At 38.0% G+C, this 21,724-nt stretch carries 17 protein-coding genes; 10 read left to right on the top strand and 7 right to left on the bottom strand.

What is annotated here, in order from left to right; translation table 11 throughout:
• Nucleotides 1–672 precede the first annotated feature (672 nt).
• The 4 genes from dmsA to dmsD all read left to right on the top strand — a co-directional run bounded on the left by dmsA (nt 673) and on the right by dmsD (nt 5,386).
• Nucleotides 673–3,111 (top strand): dimethylsulfoxide reductase subunit A, encoded by a 2,439-nt coding sequence (dmsA, locus tag CBE70_RS03865; protein WP_100158283.1) that lies wholly within the window; start codon nt 673–675, stop codon nt 3,109–3,111.
• Nucleotides 3,112–3,122: 11 nt separating this feature from the next.
• Complete coding sequence (locus CBE70_RS03870; RefSeq protein WP_100158284.1) at nt 3,123–3,740, top strand: DMSO/selenate family reductase complex B subunit; 618 nt, start codon at nt 3,123–3,125, stop codon at nt 3,738–3,740.
• 1 nt (nt 3,741) lies between these two features.
• Nucleotides 3,742–4,599 (top strand): DmsC/YnfH family molybdoenzyme membrane anchor subunit, encoded by an 858-nt coding sequence (locus CBE70_RS03875; protein WP_100158285.1) that lies wholly within the window; start codon nt 3,742–3,744, stop codon nt 4,597–4,599.
• A gap of 175 nt (nt 4,600–4,774) precedes the next feature.
• Complete coding sequence (dmsD, locus tag CBE70_RS03880) at nt 4,775–5,386, top strand: Tat proofreading chaperone DmsD (protein WP_100158286.1); 612 nt, start codon at nt 4,775–4,777, stop codon at nt 5,384–5,386.
• A 57-nt stretch (nt 5,387–5,443) separates the two neighbouring features.
• Here the strand turns inward: dmsD and CBE70_RS03885 are convergent, their stop codons facing one another.
• Together CBE70_RS03885 and CBE70_RS03890 are read right to left on the bottom strand one after the other, a co-directional pair.
• Nucleotides 5,444–6,496 carry a nucleotidyl transferase AbiEii/AbiGii toxin family protein gene (locus tag CBE70_RS03885; protein WP_100158287.1) on the bottom strand — a complete coding sequence of 351 codons (1,053 nt, stop codon included), beginning with the start codon at nt 6,494–6,496 and terminating at the stop codon, nt 5,444–5,446.
• A complete protein-coding gene (locus CBE70_RS03890) occupies nt 6,471–7,130 on the bottom strand; it encodes a DUF6088 family protein (protein ID WP_100158288.1) in 660 nt (219 codons plus the stop codon). The genes CBE70_RS03885 and CBE70_RS03890 overlap by 26 nt, the downstream gene beginning before the upstream one ends.
• A 211-nt stretch (nt 7,131–7,341) precedes the next feature.
• On the opposite strand from CBE70_RS03890, the gene CBE70_RS18675 reads away from it, so the two are divergent.
• From CBE70_RS18675 to kdpE, 6 genes are read left to right on the top strand one after another with little or no spacing between them, the layout of a single operon-like run.
• Nucleotides 7,342–7,425, top strand: coding sequence for a potassium-transporting ATPase subunit F (locus CBE70_RS18675; RefSeq protein ID WP_100158289.1), 84 nt, complete (start codon nt 7,342–7,344; stop codon nt 7,423–7,425).
• 2 nt (nt 7,426–7,427) lie between these two features.
• Nucleotides 7,428–9,131 (top strand): potassium-transporting ATPase subunit KdpA, encoded by a 1,704-nt coding sequence (gene kdpA / locus CBE70_RS03900; RefSeq protein ID WP_100158290.1) that lies wholly within the window; start codon nt 7,428–7,430, stop codon nt 9,129–9,131.
• 11 nt (nt 9,132–9,142) lie between these two features.
• Nucleotides 9,143–11,200, top strand: a complete 2,058-nt coding sequence (gene kdpB / locus CBE70_RS03905; protein WP_100158291.1) for a potassium-transporting ATPase subunit KdpB — start codon at nt 9,143–9,145, stop codon at nt 11,198–11,200.
• Between the two features lie 10 nt (nt 11,201–11,210).
• On the top strand, nt 11,211–11,807 hold the full coding sequence (gene kdpC, locus CBE70_RS03910) for a potassium-transporting ATPase subunit KdpC (protein ID WP_100158292.1): 597 nt from the start codon (nt 11,211–11,213) through the stop codon (nt 11,805–11,807).
• Nucleotide 11,808: 1 nt separating this feature from the next.
• Entirely contained in the window at nt 11,809–14,529 is a 2,721-nt protein-coding gene (gene kdpD, locus CBE70_RS03915; RefSeq protein ID WP_100158293.1) for a two-component system sensor histidine kinase KdpD, read from the top strand.
• Nucleotides 14,526–15,209 carry a two-component system response regulator KdpE gene (kdpE, locus tag CBE70_RS03920; protein WP_100158294.1) on the top strand — a complete coding sequence of 228 codons (684 nt, stop codon included), beginning with the start codon at nt 14,526–14,528 and terminating at the stop codon, nt 15,207–15,209. The genes kdpD and kdpE overlap by 4 nt, the downstream gene beginning before the upstream one ends.
• Before the next feature lie 114 nt (nt 15,210–15,323).
• Here the strand turns inward: kdpE and CBE70_RS03925 are convergent, their stop codons facing one another.
• The 5 genes from CBE70_RS03925 to rbbA form a co-directional block, all read right to left on the bottom strand.
• Nucleotides 15,324–15,626: a hypothetical protein gene (locus tag CBE70_RS03925; RefSeq protein WP_100158295.1), complete on the bottom strand. Its 303-nt coding sequence runs from the start codon at nt 15,624–15,626 to the stop codon at nt 15,324–15,326.
• 11 nt (nt 15,627–15,637) lie between these two features.
• The gene (locus CBE70_RS03930) at nt 15,638–16,942 is read right to left on the bottom strand and encodes an insecticidal delta-endotoxin Cry8Ea1 family protein (RefSeq protein ID WP_100158296.1); all 1,305 of its coding nucleotides are present in this window, start codon (nt 16,940–16,942) and stop codon (nt 15,638–15,640) included.
• 258 nt (nt 16,943–17,200) lie between these two features.
• Nucleotides 17,201–17,488, bottom strand: a complete 288-nt coding sequence (locus CBE70_RS03935; protein ID WP_100158297.1) for a hypothetical protein — start codon at nt 17,486–17,488, stop codon at nt 17,201–17,203.
• A 347-nt stretch (nt 17,489–17,835) separates the two neighbouring features.
• Nucleotides 17,836–18,963 carry an ABC transporter permease gene (locus tag CBE70_RS03940; RefSeq protein ID WP_100158298.1) on the bottom strand — a complete coding sequence of 376 codons (1,128 nt, stop codon included), beginning with the start codon at nt 18,961–18,963 and terminating at the stop codon, nt 17,836–17,838.
• Entirely contained in the window at nt 18,964–21,720 is a 2,757-nt protein-coding gene (gene rbbA, locus CBE70_RS03945; protein WP_198585687.1) for a ribosome-associated ATPase/putative transporter RbbA, read from the bottom strand. It abuts the gene before it with no gap.
• Nucleotides 21,721–21,724 lie beyond the last annotated feature (4 nt).

Below are 21,724 nucleotides of genomic sequence, written 5' to 3' on the forward strand. Positions count from 1 at the left end.
TCTGTCATTCTTTTTTATTTATGTAGCGAGTATTTAGCTTAACCGGAAAAAACTAAACCGGTTTAGCTAACGATTAGATTAAATAAAAATCGATTCAAGATAGCAATAAAAACTCAGATAAAGGGCATTTAATTGTGATCAAAATTACAAAAAAGCGCATTTATTAATCATATTTTGACTTTTTTAAATAATTAAAAATAACGATAAGCTAAACAAATTTTAATTCTTGTTTAGCAAAATGGGTTAATTGGTTGTTAGATAATTATAGCTTCTAAAAATAATAGTTAAGCATTAATAAAAATGACCATTGAACTAATAAAATCATATAGATAGAAACAAGTAAATAAACTTAATAAATGTTACTGATAACATCCAAACACTTAATTAATCGTTATATATTTATCTATATAACAGTGTTAATCAAATGATTAAATATAACTAATACAAAAACTTAAGATAATCTTAAAAACTGGTAACACTTGTAATAAATCACTTTTCTTTGATGTAAAGCAACTACAACTTTCAGAAAATACGTAGTATCCACATTAACAGTTGGGTTTTATTGCCTACGTTAAAGTGCTTATTTTTTAACAACAATAACAATAATTATTTCTTTATAAGCTTATTAGCTTCTGTTTTTTCTTAAAATATTAATAATCAAGTGAGTAATGTATGAAAAACATCAAAGAGATGGCGTTACTTTCCACTCCCTTATCTCGCCGTCGTTTTGTAAAAACAGGTGCAGCGGGTGGTTTAGCGATAACCGCAGGTGGATTATCACTCCCTTTTCATCAAGCCATTGCCTCGGAAACAAAACCAACAACTAATAGCGAAAAAATTGTGTGGAGCGCCTGTACTGTAAACTGCGGTAGTCGTTGCCCATTACGTATGCATGTGGTTGATGGTGAAATTAAATACGTTGAAACTGACAACACTGGCAATGATGTCTACGAAGAATTACACCAAGTTCGTGCCTGTTTACGTGGTCGTTCTATGCGTCGCCGTGTTTATAACCCAGACCGTTTACGTTATCCAATGAAACGTGTAGGTAAACGCGGTGAAGGTAAATTTGAACGTATTTCATGGGATGAAGCGTTTGATACTATTTCAGATACCATGAAACGTTTAATCAAAGATTATGGTAATGAATCTATTTATCTAAACTACGGTACAGGAACATTAGGTGGCACCATGACAAAGTCTTGGCCGCCAGGTGCAACATTAATTGCACGTTTAATGAATTGTTGTGGTGGTTATCTTAATCACTATGGTGACTATAGTACGGCGCAAATCGCGGCGGGCTTAAATTATACTTATGGTGGTTGGGCAGATGGTAATAGCCCCTCAGATATTGAAAACACCAAACTTGTCGTGATGTTCGGTAATAATCCGGGCGAAACTCGTATGAGTGGTGGTGGTGTCACCTATTACGTTGAGCAAGCTCGTGAAAAATCGGATGCTCGAATGATTATTATCGACCCTCGTTATACCGATACGGGTGCGGGTCGTGAAGATGAATGGATACCTATTCGTCCGGGAACAGACGCTGCATTAGTTAATGCATTAGCTTATGTCATGATCAAAGAAGACTTAGTTGATAAGCCTTTCTTAGATAAATACTGTGTTGGTTACGATGAAACCACTATGCCAGAAGGTGCGCCAAAAAATGGCCACTATAAAGCCTATATTTTAGGTAATGGTGCAGATGGTCAGCCCAAAACACCTGAATGGGCAGCGCAGATCACCGGTATTCCTGCTTCACGCATTGTTAAATTAGCCCGTGAAATCGCAACAGCGAAACCAGCTTATATTACACAAGGCTGGGGCCCTCAACGCCGTTCTAACGGTGAACTTGCTTCTCGTGCTATCGCAATGCTCTCTATTTTAACGGGTAATGTGGGAATTAACGGCGGTAATACTGGCGCTCGTGAAGGCTCTTACAGTATTCCTTTTGTTCGCATGCCAACCTTTACCAACCCTGTTACCACCAGCATTTCTATGTTTATGTGGACGGATGCCATTTTGCGTGGTCCTGAAATGACGGCAACTCGTGATGGTGTTCGTGGTAAAGACAAGCTTGATGTACCTATCAAAATGGTATGGAACTATGCGGGCAACTGCTTAGTTAACCAACATTCTGAAATTAATCGTACACATGACATTTTGCAAGACGATAAAAAATGCGAAATGATTGTGGTGATTGATAACCATATGACAGCATCCGCTAAATACGCTGACATTCTACTTCCTGATTGCACCGCATCAGAACAGATGGATTTCTGTATGGATGCATCAGCAGGTAATATGTCTTATGTTATTTTCGCTGATCAGGCAATCAAACCTCGTTTTGAAAGCCGTAATATCTATGAAATGACAAGCGAAATTGCAAAACGTATGGGTGTGGGTGAAAAATTCACTGAAAACCGCACTCAAGAAGAGTGGCTACGTCATCTTTACGAACAATCTCGTCAAAACTTACCTGAATTGCCGACTTTTGAAGAATTCCGTGCTCAAGGTATCTTCAAAAAACGCGACCCTGAAGGTCATCACGTTGCTTATCGCAAATTCCGTGAAGATCCTGAAAACAACCCATTAACAACACCATCAGGCAAAATTGAGATTTATTCTTCTCAACTTGCCGATATTAAAGCGACATGGGAACTCGCGCCTGACGATGTGATTGATCCACTACCGATATATTCTGCTGGCTTTGAAAGCTATGGCGATCCGGCAATGGAAAAATATCCATTACAAATGACAGGATTCCACTATAAATCACGCACCCACTCAACGTATGGCAACGTTGATGTATTAAAAGCAGCTTGCCCTCAAGAAATGTGGATCAACCCAATTGATGCTGCTAAACGTGATATCAAACATGGTGATTTAGTGCGTATTTATAATGATCGTGGTGAAGTTCGGATCAATGCGAAAGTCACACCTCGTATTTTACCGGGAGTTGTCGGTTTAAGTGAGGGAGCTTGGTATAACCCAGACAGTAATCGAATTGATCACGCAGGTAGTATTAACGTGTTAACGACACAACGCCCTTCACCTCTCGCTAAGGGTAATCCTTCTCACAGTAATCTTGTTGAAGTCGTCAAGGCGTAAGGAGTCTGGTTATGTCAACGCAATATGGTTTTTATATTGATTCAAGTCGTTGCACCGGCTGCAAAACCTGTGAACTGGCGTGCAAGGATTTTAAAAATTTATCCCCTGAAGTGAATTTCCGCCGTATTTATGAATATGCAGGTGGCGATTGGACAGAGCAAGATGGCGTTTATACACAGAACGTTTTTGCCTATTACTTATCTATTTCGTGCAACCACTGTGACGATCCGGCTTGTGCCAAAGTTTGCCCAAGTGGTGCGATGCATAAACGTGAAGACGGCTTTGTCGTTGTTAATGAAGATATTTGTATCGGTTGTCGTTATTGTCATATGGCTTGCCCTTACGGCGCACCGCAATTTGATGAAGTCAAAGGCCATATGACCAAATGTGATGGTTGCTATGAACGTGTAGCCGAAGGCAAAAAACCTATTTGTGTCGAATCTTGCCCACTGCGTGCATTAGATATGGCACCAATTGAAGAGTTACGCGCTAAATATGGTGATTTAGCTGAAATTGCACCACTTCCTTCAGCAAAATATACCAAGCCAAATATTGTCCTTAAATTAAATGCCAATAGCCGTCCTGTAGGTGATACCACAGGCATTCTGGCAAACCCAGAGGAGGTGTAAGATGGTGGGATTGCATGAATGGCCACTAATGTTTTTTACTATTATCGGTCAAAGTGTTGCTGGCGCCTTTATTATTATGGGATGCGCTATTCTTTCGGGTAAGCTTTCCGCAGAAATGAACCGAAAAGTGCATTACAGCATGTTTGGACTCTGGGCATTAATGGGGATTGGCTTCTTATTATCCATGATGCATATGGGAACCCCATTACGCGCATTTAACTCATTACTTCGTTTGGGTCACTCATCATTAAGTAATGAAATTGCTAGCGGTTCAATTTTCTTTGCACTGGGTGGTATTTACTGGTTACTGGCTGTGCTTAATAAAATGCCTGCTGCACTAGGCAAATTATGGGTCGCACTGGTTATGGTATTAGCCGCATTATTTATTACGGCTATCTCTCGTGTATACCAAATTGATACGGTTCCAACTTGGTATAACGGCTATACCACCTTTAATTTTGTACTGACAGCCTTTATCGGTGGCCCTATTTTGGCTGCACTCTTAATGCGCATTGCAGGCTTTAACCTAAACTGCGTCAGTGCATTGCCATTACTCAGTGTTATCGCCATTGTTGTGAGTGCTATTGTGGCAACATCACAAGGTTTTGAATTAGGTTCTATTCAAACTTCTGTGCAAAAAGCGGTGGATTTAGTACCTAACTATGGCACCTTGATGGGTATTAAATTAGTGGCTTTAGTCTTAGGCTTGAGTTGCTGGATTGCCCCACTGTTACGTAAAAATAACCCTTCAGTTGCTTTGTTAGCATTGGGCTTTATTTTAGTGTTTGCTGGTGAGTTTATAGGACGCGGTGTGTTCTATGGTTTACATATGACTGTCGGCATGGCTGTCGTTGGTTAATTAATTTCTCACCCTTCTAAACCGCTGTAATAGTTAAAAAGCACACTCTTTTTATCTGTTATGGCGGTTTTCCTTTTATATTACGGTATCGCTCTTTTTTAATCTTCGTCATTATGTTTAGATAGAAAATCGCATATAGTAAAGACAATAAATCTAAGCGGATTATAAAAATATTATGGAACAACAACTTATTACTGATATTTCTCTTACTGCCCGTATTTTAGGTGCAGCGTTTTATTATGCACCTACTGAGAAAAGTGACATTGTCGAACTGCTGTCTAGCCAAAAGTGGGTTGAAGAATGGCCTTATGGCAGTGATGAAGAAAAGCAACGCATTGCAAGCCTTCTTTCACAAACCACATTAGCGGAAGAAACTTTGGCACAGGCATATCAACGTTTATTTATCGGTCCTTATGCACTACCAGCTCCACCTTGGGGCTCTGTTTACCTTGATCATGAAAATGTATTATTCGGTAACTCAACATTAGATCTACGTGAATGGATGCTAGAAAATGGCATTGATATTGCGTTAACTCAAAATGAGCCGGAAGACCATTTTGGTTTAATGGTCATGATGGTCGCATGGATTGCAGAAACTCGCCCTGAAAAATTAAATGAGCTATTAGCAGAACATCTTCTGCCGTGGGCTTATCGTTATTTAGAGAAGTTATCTCTGCAAGGTGCATTCCCTTATTATGAAGGTTTAGCTATGCTGGCGACATTAACACTAAAAAACTGGCAATCACAGTTAAATGTCACTCCTGCTGAAAAGCAATTGTTTTGCTAATAACAAAATAGAGTTATTAATAGACCAGCCTTAATGGCTGGTTTATTATTTTAAAATCTAAAGAAATTTATTTAATCTTTTGTTTAATTCTAATTCAATCACTGTCATTTTTTCTATCATTTCATCAAACTCCCAAGGCAACTGGGCATTCGGAAAAAGATCGTCCATATTATTCCAATCTTTTTTATATAATTTATATAGCTCACCTGTAGGCACTAATCTAAATTTCCCGCTAAATTTAGGACAACATGCATATTGGCTTTTTCTATAAAATAACCTTTGGAAAATTAAATTATCTTTATGTAGCTTTATATTAAAGCAATTTTCTTTATCATTTTCATAAATCATCCAAATATCGTAAAGATGACGTGCATATTTATTAGCTAATTTAACGTCATTTCGTTTTTCACTTTTAAGGATGAGTTCATGAGTAGCATACATTTTTTCTACGACTGTTCTTTCTGGTTTTAATGCAATAACATTAAATTTTTCTTCTTCAAAAAAACTTATACAATCACCCAGCATATGGGTAATATGTATATGCTCGAATGGATGATTATTTGAACGTCCTCCTGTTTCTAATAAAACACGAGGTTTCACTGTTTTATTAGCATAATGTTCTTTTGATAAACTCTGTGGATAATAAATAGCTAGGTTAAGAGGAAACTGGCTTTCTATTTCAATTCTAATATTATTATCTAATAAACTAAGATTGTTTTTTAATTCAGGAGTTAATATTTCCTCAACAAATAATTTAGATTTCTTAGTCATATAGGAAATGAATGAATCAATAATCTTATTCTTTGCATTATTGCTTGGAACAGCATTACTACACTCTAATAGCTCTAATGAAAAAGAGAGATCAATATCTTCAGACATTCTACTTATTAGATTAAAGCATTTTGATAAACTCGTTCCACCTTTAAATATTAATGCAGGTTCTACACATCCTAATTTAGGTTCAATCACAGTAAAGATGATTTTTAATATTTGACATATCCAAAAATCCTTTTCAATGATAAATGCTGGTAACTTTTCTGAATGAGATAAAGATGCTGCTAATAATGCCTCTTCTCTCTCTTTATTACTTAATTGAATAAATTGATTCATTTATATTTTCTAATTTTACCGTAATCCATTCCATAGATTTAGGAAGTGCTTGCAAGAATGATTGCTGAGCATCTAACGATAATAATGAAATAAATTTATAGTAGATCTTATCTTCATATTTTTCAAAATTGTTTGCATTAAGGCCAGCTAAACATGACCATAACAGTAATGCATTTTTACGATCGTCAATATTTTGAATATGAAGCTGTTTAGTAAATTTACCCAAAGATTCTTTGTATTCAAGTTTTATTGGTAGATGATAAAAATCTGTTCTTATTCTCGCTGTGACAAAATATTTATACACCATAGGTAATTGTGTACTTAAACCTAAAGCATTCATTGCTGAAGTTGATGCTAATACATACTCTGCTTTTTTGGTTGATGTTATTGTTTTAATAACCTCTTCAGGATCTACGGGAATTTCACCAAAACGTGATACTTTAGGACGATAATAAGTTCCTTTACCCACCCGCTTAACAACACCTTCAGACATTAACCTAACCATCTCTGCAGAAACAGCATTGGCCTTAGATATCAAATTTTTACGATCAATAATTTGCTCAAAAGTAAACACTTTTCCGAATCGTTGATGGTTAACATATTGACGAACTGAATGTGCAATATTGATCCTCATGACCCCTCCTTTTTCTGTATGTAAAGCATACACAAAGTTCAAAGTTTTGTCATTAGCTGACAGTTTAACTTGTCATGTTATGACAGCTATTAATGTGTTTTATTAATAGCTATTTTTATACTTTTTTTACACTTATCACTTCTCTTTTATCAACATCTTTACAGCCCATTCAGTACGCTCACTCAATCTAAATAGTAAAAGGATTGTTCTAATGCTGATATTCGGTGCTGTGACGTTAGTTGTTTTGCTCACTGCTTATCTTATCTATGTGTTATTTAACGCAGAGGCATTTTAAAAATGGCAACAACAATGTTGATATATCTTGCTGTTTTTCTGATCACACTATTTGTGATGGGAAAAATGCTTGGGCATTATTTAGCTCGCCTTATCGAAGGTGATTTACCTCATTGGGTTACTCAAACCGAACATGTTATTTGGCGTTGTTGTGGTTTTAAGCCCGCAGGAAAAGCAATTCAGCCGATGAGCTGGTATCACTATATGCTTGCTCTACTTATTTTTAATTTAATGGGTGCAATTTTATTATTTGTCATACTGCTTAACCAAGGTTATTTACCTTTAAATCCTCAATTTGCACCTAATATGAGTTGGGATTTAGCGTTAAATACCACAATTAGTTTTATCACTAATACTAATTGGCAAGCTTATAGCGGTGAAACCGCAGTGAGTTATTTAAGCCAAATGACAGGGCTTGCAGTACAAAATTTCTTATCTGCAACAACGGGTATTGCTGTCGCTTTTGTCTTAATTAGAGCGCTAACACAGTCCTCTTGTACCTCATTAGGGAATGCTTGGGTCGATATTGGACGTATTACATTATATGTCTTACTGCCTTTATCAATTATTTGGTCGCTGTTATTTGTCAGCCAAGGCGTTATACAAAACTTTCATCCAGCAGTATTAAGTCAAGGTCTTGATGGACAACAGCAATGGTTACCAATGGGACCAGTTGCTTCTCAAGAAGCCATTAAATTATTAGGCACAAATGGTGGAGGCTATTTTGCCGCAAACTCTGCCCATCCTTACGAAAACCCGACATCATTAAGTAACTTCTTGCAGATACTTGCCATATTTCTTATTCCTACTGCCCTATGTTTTGCCTTTGGTCGCTTAAGTGGAACACAACGCCAAGGCCATACCTTGCTTTGGACTATGACACTAATTTTCATTGTTGCTGTTACGGTGATCACTTGGGCTGAATGGCAAGGAAATCCAGAATTTATCTTTGCTGGTACAGATAGCTCGCTGAATATGGAAGGTAAAGAAACACGCTTTGGCATAATAGGTAGTGCTATTTTTGTTGCTGTCACAACAGCGGCATCTTGTGGCGCTGTTAATGCAATGCATGATTCATTAACTGCCCTAGGTGGTATGGTGCCAATGTGGTTAATGCAAACAGGAGAAGTGGTCTTTGGCGGTGTAGGTTCAGGGTTTTACGGCATGATCCTCTATGTGTTATTAGCTGTGTTTATTGCTGGACTCATGGTTGGTCGAGCACCTGAATACCTAGGTAAAAAGATTGGTGTTGCCGAAATGAAATGGGTAGCCGTTGCTATTTTAATTTCTCCCGCCGTGATTTTATTAGGTACCACCCTCGCCTTATTTACTGATGTTGGTCGTGAAGCCATTCTAAATCCAGGTCCTCATGGCTTTAGCGAAGTGTTATATGCCTTTACTTCTGCTGCTAATAATAACGGTAGTGCTTTTGCCGGACTTAACGCCAGCTCACCTTTTTATAATCTATTGTTAGGGCTTTCCATGTTGATTGGTCGCTTTGGTGTCATGTTACCTGTTTTAGCTATTGCAGGTAGTTTAGCCGTGAAAAAACGTCAGCCAGAAAGTTTGGCAACACTCTCTACCACTTCACCGTTATTTATTTTGTTATTGATCCTCACTGTATTAATGATCGGTGCTTTGACTTTTGTTCCGGCATTAGCACTTGGCCCTATTGCAGAACACTTACAGCTGTTTTGGGCTAAATAAGGAAACGTATCATGAAAAAAACTCAACTCTTTGACAGAAAAACCGTGATATCGGCTTTCATTGATGCGATAAAAAAATGTACGCCTCAAGCACAATGGCGTAACCCCGTTATGTTTATTGTTTATGTTGGTGCGCTTTTAACTACCGGAATTTGGATTGCTTCGCTATTAGGTTATCTTCCTGATGATAATCACTTTACTTTACAAGTGATGTTTTGGTTATGGGTGACATTGCTGTTTGCCAATTTTGCTGAGTCATTAGCAGAAAGTCGAAGCAAAGCACAAGCGGCTAGCTTACGTGGTGCAAAACAACAATCCAAAGCGGTACGTTTACATCACGCAGACATTAATGCCACAAAAGAAACCGTTGACTCTTTCTCATTACATAAAGGAGATATCGTTTTAGTCAACGCTGGCGAAACTATTCCTTGTGATGGTGAAGTCATTGAAGGTGGTGCTTCTGTTGATGAAAGCGCGATTACGGGTGAATCAGCACCTGTTATTCGTGAATCGGGTGGCGATTTTTCTTCTGTAACTGGTGGAACTCGAGTATTGTCAGATTGGCTAATTATTCGCTGTACTGCTGAGGCGGGTAATTCATTTCTTGATCGTATGATTGGAATGGTAGAAGGTGCAAAGCGCAGAAAGACGCCGAATGAAGTGGCTTTGACTATCTTATTAACAGCATTGACACTTATTTTCTTATTGGCTTGTATAACGCTCTATCCATTTAGTGTGTTTGCTGTCGAATTTCAAGGGCATGGCGATGTTATCTCTGTTGTCACTTTAATTGCTTTGTTGGTGTGTCTTATTCCTACGACGATTGGCGGTTTACTTTCATCGATTGGTGTGGCGGGCATGAGTCGAATGCTGGATGCCAATGTGATTGCAACCAGTGGACGTGCTGTTGAAGCCGCAGGTGATGTTGATGTCTTACTTCTTGATAAAACAGGCACGATCACACTTGGTAATCGTCAAGCTTCTCGTTTTATTCCTCTTTCAGGTATTAGTGAAAAACAACTTGCTGATGCAGCACAGTTAAGCTCACTTGCGGATGAAACGCCTGAAGGCAGAAGCATTGTGATCCTCGCTAAACAGCGTTTTAATTTGCGCGAACGTGATTTAGCGTCAATTGGGGCTTCTTTTATTCCCTTCTCTGCAATGACAAGAATGAGTGGTGTCAATTTAGGAGAGCGTTTGATCCGCAAAGGTTCCGTTGATGCTATTCGTCGCCATATTGAAGTCAGTCATGGTCATTTTCCTGATGAAGTCACCGCGATAGTCGAGCAAGTAGCTAGAACGGGAGGAACACCGCTGGTGGTGGTTGAAAATCAGAAAATCTTAGGTGTTGTTGAACTTAAAGATATTGTGAAAGGTGGAATTAAAGAGCGCTTTGCTCAACTTCGCCAAATGGGTATAAAAACCGTCATGATCACTGGTGATAATCATCTTACGGCGGCAGCTATCGCAGCAGAATCTGGTGTTGATGATTTTCTGGCCGAAGCAACACCAGAGGCAAAATTAGCATTAATTCGTCAATATCAATCAGAAGGTCGATTAGTTGCAATGACGGGTGACGGTACTAATGATGCCCCAGCATTGGCACAAGCTGATGTCGCTGTTGCGATGAATTCAGGTACTCAAGCTGCCAAAGAAGCAGGAAATATGGTCGATTTAGACTCTAATCCAACAAAATTAATCGAAGTTGTGCATATTGGTAAACAAATGCTAATGACACGGGGCGCTTTAACTACATTTAGTATTTCCAACGATATCGCCAAATATTTCGCCATTATTCCTGCTGCTTTTGCTGTCACCTATCCTCAGCTCAACATGCTTAATGTTATGAACTTACATTCACCAACATCTGCAATGCTATCTGCGGTTATTTTTAATGCTTTAATTATTGTCTTTTTGATCCCTCTTGCCCTTAAAGGTGTTCATTATCGCCCTGTTTCTGCACATTCATTGTTGCGCCGTAACCTCTCTTTATACGGGATCAGCGGATTATTAGTTCCTTTTATTGGCATTAAAATCATCGATATGCTCTTAGCGTTTATCGGGTTTTAAGGAGTTTTATATGCATTTATTTCGTTCATCATTAGTAATGTTATTATTACTCACGCTAATAACCGGGCTCGCCTATCCTTTGCTTGTTACAGGATTAGCCAACCTTATTTTTCCATGGCAAGCGAACGGCTCGCTGATTTATCAAGATAATAAACTTGTTGGCTCTGAATTAATTGGGCAACAATTTACGCGGGATGATTATTTTAAAAGTCGTCCATCAGTGACATCAGAAATGCCCTATAACAGCATGGCATCAGGCGCCAGCCAACTAGCAATATCAAATCCATTACTTCTTAATGAGATAACTAAACGTATCCAAATATGGAAAAAAACAACGCATAATCAACATGTTGTTCCTGTTGATTTAGTCACAGCATCAGGGAGCGGGCTTGATCCTCATATTTCATTACAAGCCGCTTATTATCAAATTGAAAATATTGCATATTCTCGCCAACTCACTAAAAATGAAATTGAACAATTAATAAAAGCCAATACAACATCGCCACTAATGTCATTTATGGGTGAGCCTGTTGTAAATGTGTTTATGCTAAATCAGGCACTTGATAAATTAAGTGCAGAAAAGCAGCGAAAAGTGAGTACTCAATAAAATGGAACTCGATCAGCAATGGCAACGCCCCTCACCCGATGATTTACTCGCTTCAACGCGAACAACAACTCGTGGGCGACTAAAAATATTTTTTGGTGCTTGTGCCGGTGTAGGGAAAACTTACACCATGTTGCAAGAAGCTCAGCGCCTCCACCAGCAAGGTATTGATGTGCTTGCTGGTGTTGTTGAAACGCACCAAAGGCAAGAAACGGCTGCGTTACTTCACGGATTGCCTTTATTACCGCCACAACGTATTCATCATCATGGTAGAAAGCTTGTCGCGTTTGATTTAGATGCCGCATTAGCCAGACATCCAGCGGTGATATTAATGGATGAACTGGCATTTAGTAATCCTCATAAATGTCGGCATCCAAAGCGTTGGCAAGATGTGGAAGAACTGTTGGATGCCGGTATTGATGTACTTACCACAATAAATGTACAACACATTGAAAGTCTTAACGATATCGTGGGAAGTATTACAGGAATTCGTGTCCAAGAGACGATCCCTGACTATATTTTTGATAGTGCTGATGAAGTAGTTATGGTGGATTTACCGCCCGATGATCTACAACAACGTTTGCATGAAGGCAAAGTATATCTAGCTGGGCAAGCAGAACGTGCCATCGAACACTTTTTTCGTAAAGGTAATTTAATCGCACTACGAGAATTAGCTTTACGCCGTATGGCAGATAGAGTTGATACACAAGTTAAAGAATTTAGAGATAGCCAAGGAACGGCTCCTGTTTGGCACACCACAGATAGCCTGATGGTATGTCTTGGCGCTCATGGCGGTAACGATAAATTAGTTCGCACGGCAGCGCGTTATGCTGCCGCCTTTGGTTGCCAATGGCATGCTATTTATGTTGAAACCCCTAAACTTCATCAAATTGGAGAGCATAAACGCCGAGCTATTTTGCACTCTTTAAAACTGGCACAACATCTAGGTGCAAGAACTGCGATCCTTTCTGATAACCAAGCTGAAAAGGCCGTGATCCGTTACGCCAGAGAGCACAATCTTGGAAAAGTGATTATTGGTCAACGTGCTTACCAAAAATGGCAATGGTTAAAACGTTGGGTTCGGATGCGTTTTGCAGAAAAATTAGCACGCTATGCACCCGATCTCCATGTTATTAGTGTTGCTCTCAATGATGAGGACATTCGTTATAAAACCAAAACAGCACCACTGCAAAATGATAAATGGCGACAAGAGATAAAAGGCTATTTAACCGCGATTGGATTATGTTTAGCGATCACCTTATTCTCTCGTACATTTCTATTAGCACTTGATAAAGCCAATTTAGTGACACTCTATTTATTGGGTGTTGTATTAATTGCACTCTTTTTTGGCCGTCGCCCTTCTATTTTTGCAGCATTAATCAATGTCATTAGTTTTGACTTATTTTTTGTACAGCCCCATTTTTCGCTCGCTGTACTCGACATGCAATATTTGATAACTTTCACCGTCATGCTTATTGTAGGATTAGTGGTCGGTAATTTAACTGCGGGTATGCGTTATCAAACTCGTGTCGCACGTTATCGAGAACAACGCACTCGTCACTTATTTGAAATGACGAGAGAACTGGGTCGAGCGGTAACATTACAAGAAGTCGTTCGTACTAGTTACCATTTTTTATCAAGTGCGTTTGATGCCAAAGTCTGCTTATTACTTCCCAACAAACAAGGTGAATTAACGCCTTTTCATGCGCAAGGTATGGGGCATTTACCTATTGATAATGCAATTGCACGCTGGTGTTGTGATAAAGACCAAATTGCTGGTGCAGGCACAGATACTCTGCCAAGTGTACCTTACCAATTACATCCAATTACCGCCTCTCAACAAGTTTTGGCTATTTTAGCGATTGAACCGAATAATCTTCGCCAACTGCTTATCCCTGAACAACAGCAGCTATTGCAAACGTTTAATGGTTTAATTGCTAATGCGCTTGAGCGATTACAACAGGCTGAAATTGCAGAGCAATCTCGAATTAATATCGAACGAGAACAATTAAGAAATGCATTATTAGCCGCGCTTTCTCATGATTTAAAAACACCGCTCACTGTGCTTTTTGGACAATCAGAGATTTTACTTCTCGATTTAAGCGCCGAAGGTTCATCCCATACAGAACAAGTTAACCAAATTCGACAACAGATCCTTACTACCTCACGATTAGTCAATAATTTACTTGATATGGCTCGTATTCAATCCGGTGGTATTCAGGTGAATTTACAATGGAATTCGCTGCAAGAAATAACAGGAAGTGCCATTCGTTCCCTCTCTTATTTGCTTGATAAACATCCATTAGAAATTGATATTTCCGCTGATTTATTACTTTATTGCGATGGTAATTTAATTGAACGAGTTATCACGAACTTGCTTGAAAATGCAGTAAAATATACAGCATCAAATACAAAGCTTGGAGTAAGAGCCTATATTGAGGCCTCTAAAATTCATGTTGAAGTGTGGGATGAAGGCAATGGTATTCCCACTGATCAACTACAACTTATTTTTAATAAATTTTCACGCGCAGTAAAAGAATCTGCAATTCCTGGTGTTGGATTAGGTTTGGCGATATGTAGCGCGATTATTCGCTTACATGAAGGCGAAATTTGGGCTGAAAGCCATAATTTTTCTGAAAAGCATAAAAAAGGTGGAGCAAGTTTCCACTTTGTTTTACCTTTAAAATCACTCCCTGATATTGATGAGATTGAAATAAAACAGTGACTCCATATAACATTTTAATTATTGAAGATGAAAAAGAGATCTTACGCTTTGTTCGACTTGCTTTAGAGAACGAAGGATTTCGTGTTTATGAAGCCAATGAATGCCAACGAGGATTAATTGAAGCAGCATCAAGAAAACCTGATTTAGTTATTCTTGATCTTGGTTTGCCTGATAAAGATGGACTGTGTTTTATTCAAGATTTTCGCCAATGGAGTAGTACACCCGTTATCGTACTTTCAGCACGAGATTCAGAACAAGATAAAGTGAAAGCGCTTGATGCAGGAGCAGACGACTATCTGACTAAACCCTTTGGTATTAGCGAACTACTAGCCAGAGTCAGGGCATCACTACGCCGTTTTGTTAAACAAGAAACACAGAGCACACAATTTACGTTTGGCGATATTACAATTGATTGGGTTAATCGTATTGTTACTCGCCAAAATGAACCCGTTCATTTAACACCAACAGAATTTCGTTTGCTAAGCGAATTGGTTAATAACAGCGGTAAGGTGCTTACTCAACGACATTTAATGCAACATGTTTGGGGGCCTAATTTCGTCGAGCATAGTCACTATTTGCGTATTTATATGGGACATTTACGCCAAAAACTAGAAACCGATCCCGCATGTCCTGTGCATTTAATGACAGAAACAGGGATCGGCTATCGATTTATGCCTTAATTAAAGACTATTGGAAAAAGCGTATGGTTAATCGATTAATTAATCAGCTTTTTTGTTTATACAATATATACATACCTAACCCGCGTAAGATCTCACCTGACCATCAAGTAAATGCTAATCTAAAATTTCAACGATAGCTGCACCTACCTTGGTATCATCCGAGTTAGTTACATTAACTCTGTAGTAGTAAAATGATCGTTCGGGTGCTTGAACCATAATCGTGTCATTGGGTTCAACCCAATATGTGGTATCGGGATAAAAAACATGTGATGGTGGTGCCCAGTAATTCACAACTTCTAATTTCGTTTCGCCATTATTAGTAACAATTACACTTTTAGTAACTGTTGGAATGATAGGCTCAGCATCGTCCCATACTGTAACTGTTTCCAAAGGTTGAATAACATAATTAGTCGACATAACGCGCATCCTTAACTGTTTTTATATAGACTACTGACATATTGCATCGCAAGTTCATTATTATATATTGCTGAAATCGCTATCCCACACATTTGATGGCCAGATGATTGTATATATCCTGCAACATCATAGACCACATACATGGAGTTAATTGAAAATGGGCTGACTAAAGTGACTTCTTGTATAGGGTCATCATCAGGATGCTGACCTGCTACCATTGTATTATTAAGATTAGTGGTGAACTCAATTTGTGAAACAAAAGATTCCGCTCTCACGGATACCTGATTAATGAACTCACCACCATCAACATTAATATTCATGGTGTTTTGTCCAACATTGAATGAGTAATTGTTATTTGGCGTCATACCCATTTCATATTGTTCATCAGACTCGCTACAGGTAAACATTAGCCCAGTAGTTCGATGTGACACTGACAGGTCTGTATAAACATCGATAAAATTAATATAGCCATCTGGATAAGATGTTGGCTCCTGATATAAAGATCCCTGGATGTTTGTAGAAGGCATCATTGAGTTATCAGCTACTTCAGCAAATGTCATAGGCACTGAGAAATTTTGCCCGTCTAGACTTATAAGCTTATAGAAAGATCCAGCTGCCATGACTGGAACGTAGTAATTTTCCAGCGGTGCAGGCGCATTATAGTCTTCATAATCCCCTGACCATAGTTCATTAAATAAAGACACGCTTGTTTCATAATATAACTTAACACTAAAGTAGGTCTGTATGTTGTTAAGATAAGTACTGCCTATTGCCGAATTTATTGGAGATAAATAACTCTTGGAGCTTTGAACATCAGATTGAAGCAATGACTTTAATTGATTAACTTGATCTTGACTTAGTCCTAATTCATTAGAGTATTTAATGCCTTCAAGATATAAAGCAATTTTTAAATTCACAGCGGCGACAAAAAGTGGAGCAAATGCATATTTGAAATTAGTCCCTTCTATTTTGAAGTTTTCTTCAATTCCAATTATATCTACAACCACTGTCATCAGTTCAGGGCCAGCAGTATCATACTGGGCATTAATCAACTGGTCATTGATAAATGATACTTTATCCTGAAGCTCGCTTACCGCGGCCACAAGGCGATTCCAGTCGTCCTCTTGAATATCTTCATTAATAAGGCTTTGCACTTCCTGTTTAATCGTGCTCCATATATCTTCCTTATCTGTTGGCCATAAAAGGCCAAAAATGGTGCTTAGCACACCTCCGACCACTGGGATCTGACTGATACCATAATGTATTATCGCACCGATATCAGATAAACCATCATTAAGCTTAAGTGTAGATGACATATTTAACCTCTTAATTATAGCAATGATAAAAAACAGAATGAGTGACTTAATGTGTTTTCTCTTGATTAGTTTCCGCACTTGCCAGAAACTAATAAATTAAAAACCAATAAGAAAATCTTATCTTTTATAGTACGGATGTATATGACTTTTCAAAGTGAAATGTAATAAATCTAACGCAAGGCAAAGTTTCGCAAGTTATTTCTATTATTTTCTTATGTTTCAGTGACTTTTCCTAAAAATAGTCTATGCTTCGTTCAGTCAGTCTCTTAGCATTAAGGTGTCATCAGGGACGCTGTTGGTTAACCAAAAAAACACCATCATTTTACTGTTCTCTTTGAGTATTACAGATTGACCTTCAGTTGTTGCATTACCATTAGGTTGTGATTCTAAGCGTGTATATCCGACTGTATGTCTATTATTTGATAAAACACCATCAGGATTAAAAACAAAATGCTGTTTACTTCTATCTATTGTTAAACCAGTATTATTATCTAAAAAACGTTGATGCCCAAATAACAAATTATCTCTAATTGGTTTAACATCCATTATATCTATGCCAATTTTTTATTCTTTATTAAATTTCCTTTCTCCTATTACTTTTTTTAATATCTTTGTTATTCTCATAAAATTAGCCTTATTAAAAATAAATTTAACTCAATCAATAAAAACATATAAACTATATTATTCAATTAATGGATAAAATCCTTTATTAATAAATTTTACTTAACACCTTGCCTTAAATAGATTATTTACCTTTGTAAATATTGTTTATGAAATCTCATCGTTAAGTAAAAACACCAACATTAAATAATTGAATTAATAAAAAACCTATTCCCTTCTATATTTAATAATAGAAGAAAATAGGTTAATTTATCGATTAATATTTAAATTTATTAGGCCATCGCCGAAATGGTTTTTCTAAAACGTAATAATGCTAATGAAAAAAATACAGCGCCAATAACAATTAAGATAATGAATTGAGGCCACACAATCGAGAAGTCAGCACCACGATATAAAATAGCCTGAGCTAAGCTAACAAAGTGTGTAGTTGGCATTGTTTGCATTACATCTTGTACAAACTGAGGCATACTTTCTCGTGATGTCATCCCTCCGGATAACATATTTAATGGCAACAATACCATAATCATCAATAAACCAAATTGAGGCATTGAACGAGCCATTGTTCCTAAAAAAATACCTATTGAGGTTGTCGCAAATAAGCTTAAAGCGACACCACACATAAACAACAGAACAGAACCTTCAATAGGAACATGAAGTAAAGATTTCACGACTAATATCAGCGACATAGCTGATGCCAGTAATACAACTAATCCCATTGACCATATCTTAGAAAGCATAATTTCAAAGGGAGTTACAGGCATAACCAGTAAGTGCTCAATGGTGCCATGCTCTCGCTCTCTTATTAATGCTGCTCCTGTTAATACTATCGATAACATAGTGATATTATTGATAATTGCCATAACAGAGCCAAACCAAGATTGTGTCAGATTCGGGTTGAAACTCATTCTAACTTCCAGATCAACAGGCAGTGGATCGTTGGTTCTATTTTTTGCTAAAAATGTTTTTGCTTCCCCCATTACAATATTTTGAATATAGCTATTACCTAAGAAAGCTTGGCTCATTCTCGTTGCATCAATATTAACTTGTATTTCAGGTTTTCGGCCTGCTAAGAGATCTCGCTGAAAATTAGGCGGAATATCGAGTGCAAAGGTATAAGCACCTCTATCTAACAAACCATCAATTTGCTCAGGAGTAATTTCAGCTGGAGGTAAGAAATAAGGCATATAAAAACTATTTACAATACGTGCAGATAGCTGTGATTTGTCTTGATCAGCAACAGCAATCGGCGCGTGATGTAACGAGCCGGGTGTAACAGTTGCTGATGAATAAATAGACACAGTAAAAGCAAACACAATTAACGCCAACATCGCTTTATCACGAGAGAGACTGCGCAGCTCTTTTACGCCTAAATTAAACACATTTTGAATTGTGCGCCACATTTAAGCCTCCTGCTTTTTCAAGAAAAAGACACTCAGCCCAATAACAATTGGGATAGTGATAAGCAAAGGAATAAAAGACCAAGGTAAATCAAAAAGGTTTAATCCCTTAGAGAAGGTCCCTCTTGAAATAGTTAAAAAGTGAGATGTAGGATAAATATGCCCTATCCATTTACCTATACCTTCCAGTGACGAAACAGGGTCAATCATTCCTGAAAATTGCGTTGCTGGAATTAAGGTAATAATTGAAGTACCAAAAATGGCTGCAATCTGACTTTTCATAAAGCATGAAATGAGTAACCCCATTCCAGTAGCAATAGTGATATAGAGTAATGCGCCTAAAGAAAGCGTTAACATACTCCCTTTAAAACTCACCCCAAACACAAAGACCGAAAGCGCACAGAGCATAAAAAAGTTAAACATACCCAATAAGATATAAGGAAATTGCTTACCTAACAAAAACTCTGCTTTGGTGATAGGTGTAACATAAAGGTTGATAATAGAACCAAGCTCTTTTTCACGAACGACGCTCAATGCACTTAACATTGCGGGGATCATCATTAATAAAAGAGGAATAACTGCAGGTACAATGGCTGGTAAACTTTTTACATCTGGATTGTAGCGATAACGGGTTTCTATATTAATAGGTGACAATTTATCAACCACATTAGTTGGTTGACGCATAGCCATATCAAGCATCCATGTTGTATGCATTGCCTGAATATAACCGCGAACAGTTTCAGCCCGATTAGGCATTGCACCATCAATCCAGACACCTATTTTTACAGTGTGGCCTTTGGCAACATCCCGTGCAAAGTTAGGAGGAATTTCAATTGCAACCGTAATATCACCACTACGCAACCGCTTTTCCAGTTGGTCATAATCGGTGATGGGTGCTTTTTCAATAAAATAACGAGAGCCCGAAAGATTTTGGCTATATGCCTGACTTAACCCTGTTTTATCTCTATCCATAATACCGAAGCGTAGATTTTCAACATCTAAACTAATACCGTAACCCATAATAAACATTAGGATCACCGTACCTAATAGCGCTAAAGTAAGGCGTACAGGATCTCGGCGTAATTCCATACCTTCGCGAATACTATAACTAAATAAACGTCGTAAACTAAATCGTTGCTTTAGTGCTTTTTCTGCACTTTCATCACTAGATGCAGGAAGTTGTAGGCTTTTTTCATCAAGTTCAGGTGTTTCTTGTTCACCTGATGCCTTTTTAAGGTAATCAATAAAGACTTCTTCAAGCGTATCAAATTGACTATTTTTAACTAAATTTGCAGGTGTATCTGTAACTAATACTTTACCAGCATGCATTAGCGACATTCGGTCACAACGTGCTGCTTCATTCATAAAGTGAGTTGAGATAAAAATAGTGACACCGTCACGTCTTGATAGGTCAACCATCAAGTTCCAGAACATATCTCGCGCAATGGGGTCAACCCCTGAAGTCGGTTCATCCAATATCAACATTTCAGGTTTATGGATAACAGCAACAGCGAGCGACAAACGCTGACGAATACCTAATGGCAAACCATCAGGCATTATTTCTTCAACATCAGTTAAATTAAAACGCTCACTCATTTCCTTAACACGTTGAGGAATTTCCTCTTCTGGAATATGAAAAAGTTTAGCGTGTAATTCAAGATTTTGTCGTACAGTCAATTCACTATAAAGTGAAAATGCTTGAGACATATAACCAACACGACGACGTGTTTCAATATCTTTAGGATCAACTTCTTGACCAAATAACCAAGCTCGCCCTTCGCTCGCTTCGAGTAAACCTGTCAACATTTTCATGGTGGTTGATTTACCACAACCATTCGATCCTAAAAATCCAAAAATTTCTCCTTTAGGAATACGAAAGCTCACATGGTCTACTGCAACAAATTGCCCAAAACGCATGGTTAAATCTTGTGCTTCAATAGCGATAGTATCATCGTCACTTTTATCTCTTGGTGGGATAATCACTTTTTGGTGATCTTTCTTTTTCTCTTCTGGCAATAACTCGATAAAAGCAGCTTCTAGTTCATCAGTATGAGTTTGGGCTTTTAATTCATCAGCATGACCAGTTGCTAATATTTTTCCGGCATCCATAGCAACCAACCAATCAAAACGTTCAGCTTCTTCCATATAAGCAGTCGCAACTAATACGCTCATATTTTTTTGACGCTTACGTATACGATTAATTAATTCCCAAAATTGTGCTCGTGATAATGGGTCAACCCCAGTTGTAGGTTCATCAAGAATAAGTAATTCTGGATCATGAATAAGCGCACAACACAAACCCAGTTTTTGTTTCATTCCTCCAGAAAGTTTACCTGCTGGTCTATCACGAAACGGTGCCAAACCGGTACTTTCAAGTAAGTCATTTATGCGTTCTGCCCGTTCTTGTTTTGATTGACCAAATAACCGGCCAAAAAAATCAACGTTTTCAAAAACAGAAAGTGTGTGATAAAGGTTTTTACCTAATCCTTGAGGCATATAAGCAATTCGAGGACAAACGGCTCTTCGGTGTTCAACATCATTCATATCACCGTTTAAAACAATTATTTGCCCAGTTTGAATTTCTCTCGCACCAGCAATAAGAGAGATCAAACTCGATTTCCCTACACCATCAGGGCCAATTAATCCGACCATTTTTCCAGCAGGAATAGCCAATGTCACATCATCAAGCGCTTTGGTATCGCCATAATGTTGGGATACATGAGTCAATTCAATGATATGAGAATGACTTTGCGTTCTCATTGTT

It is taken from the genome of Proteus columbae (assembly GCF_002777965.1).
Classification (GTDB): Bacteria; Pseudomonadota; Gammaproteobacteria; order Enterobacterales; family Enterobacteriaceae; genus Proteus; species Proteus columbae.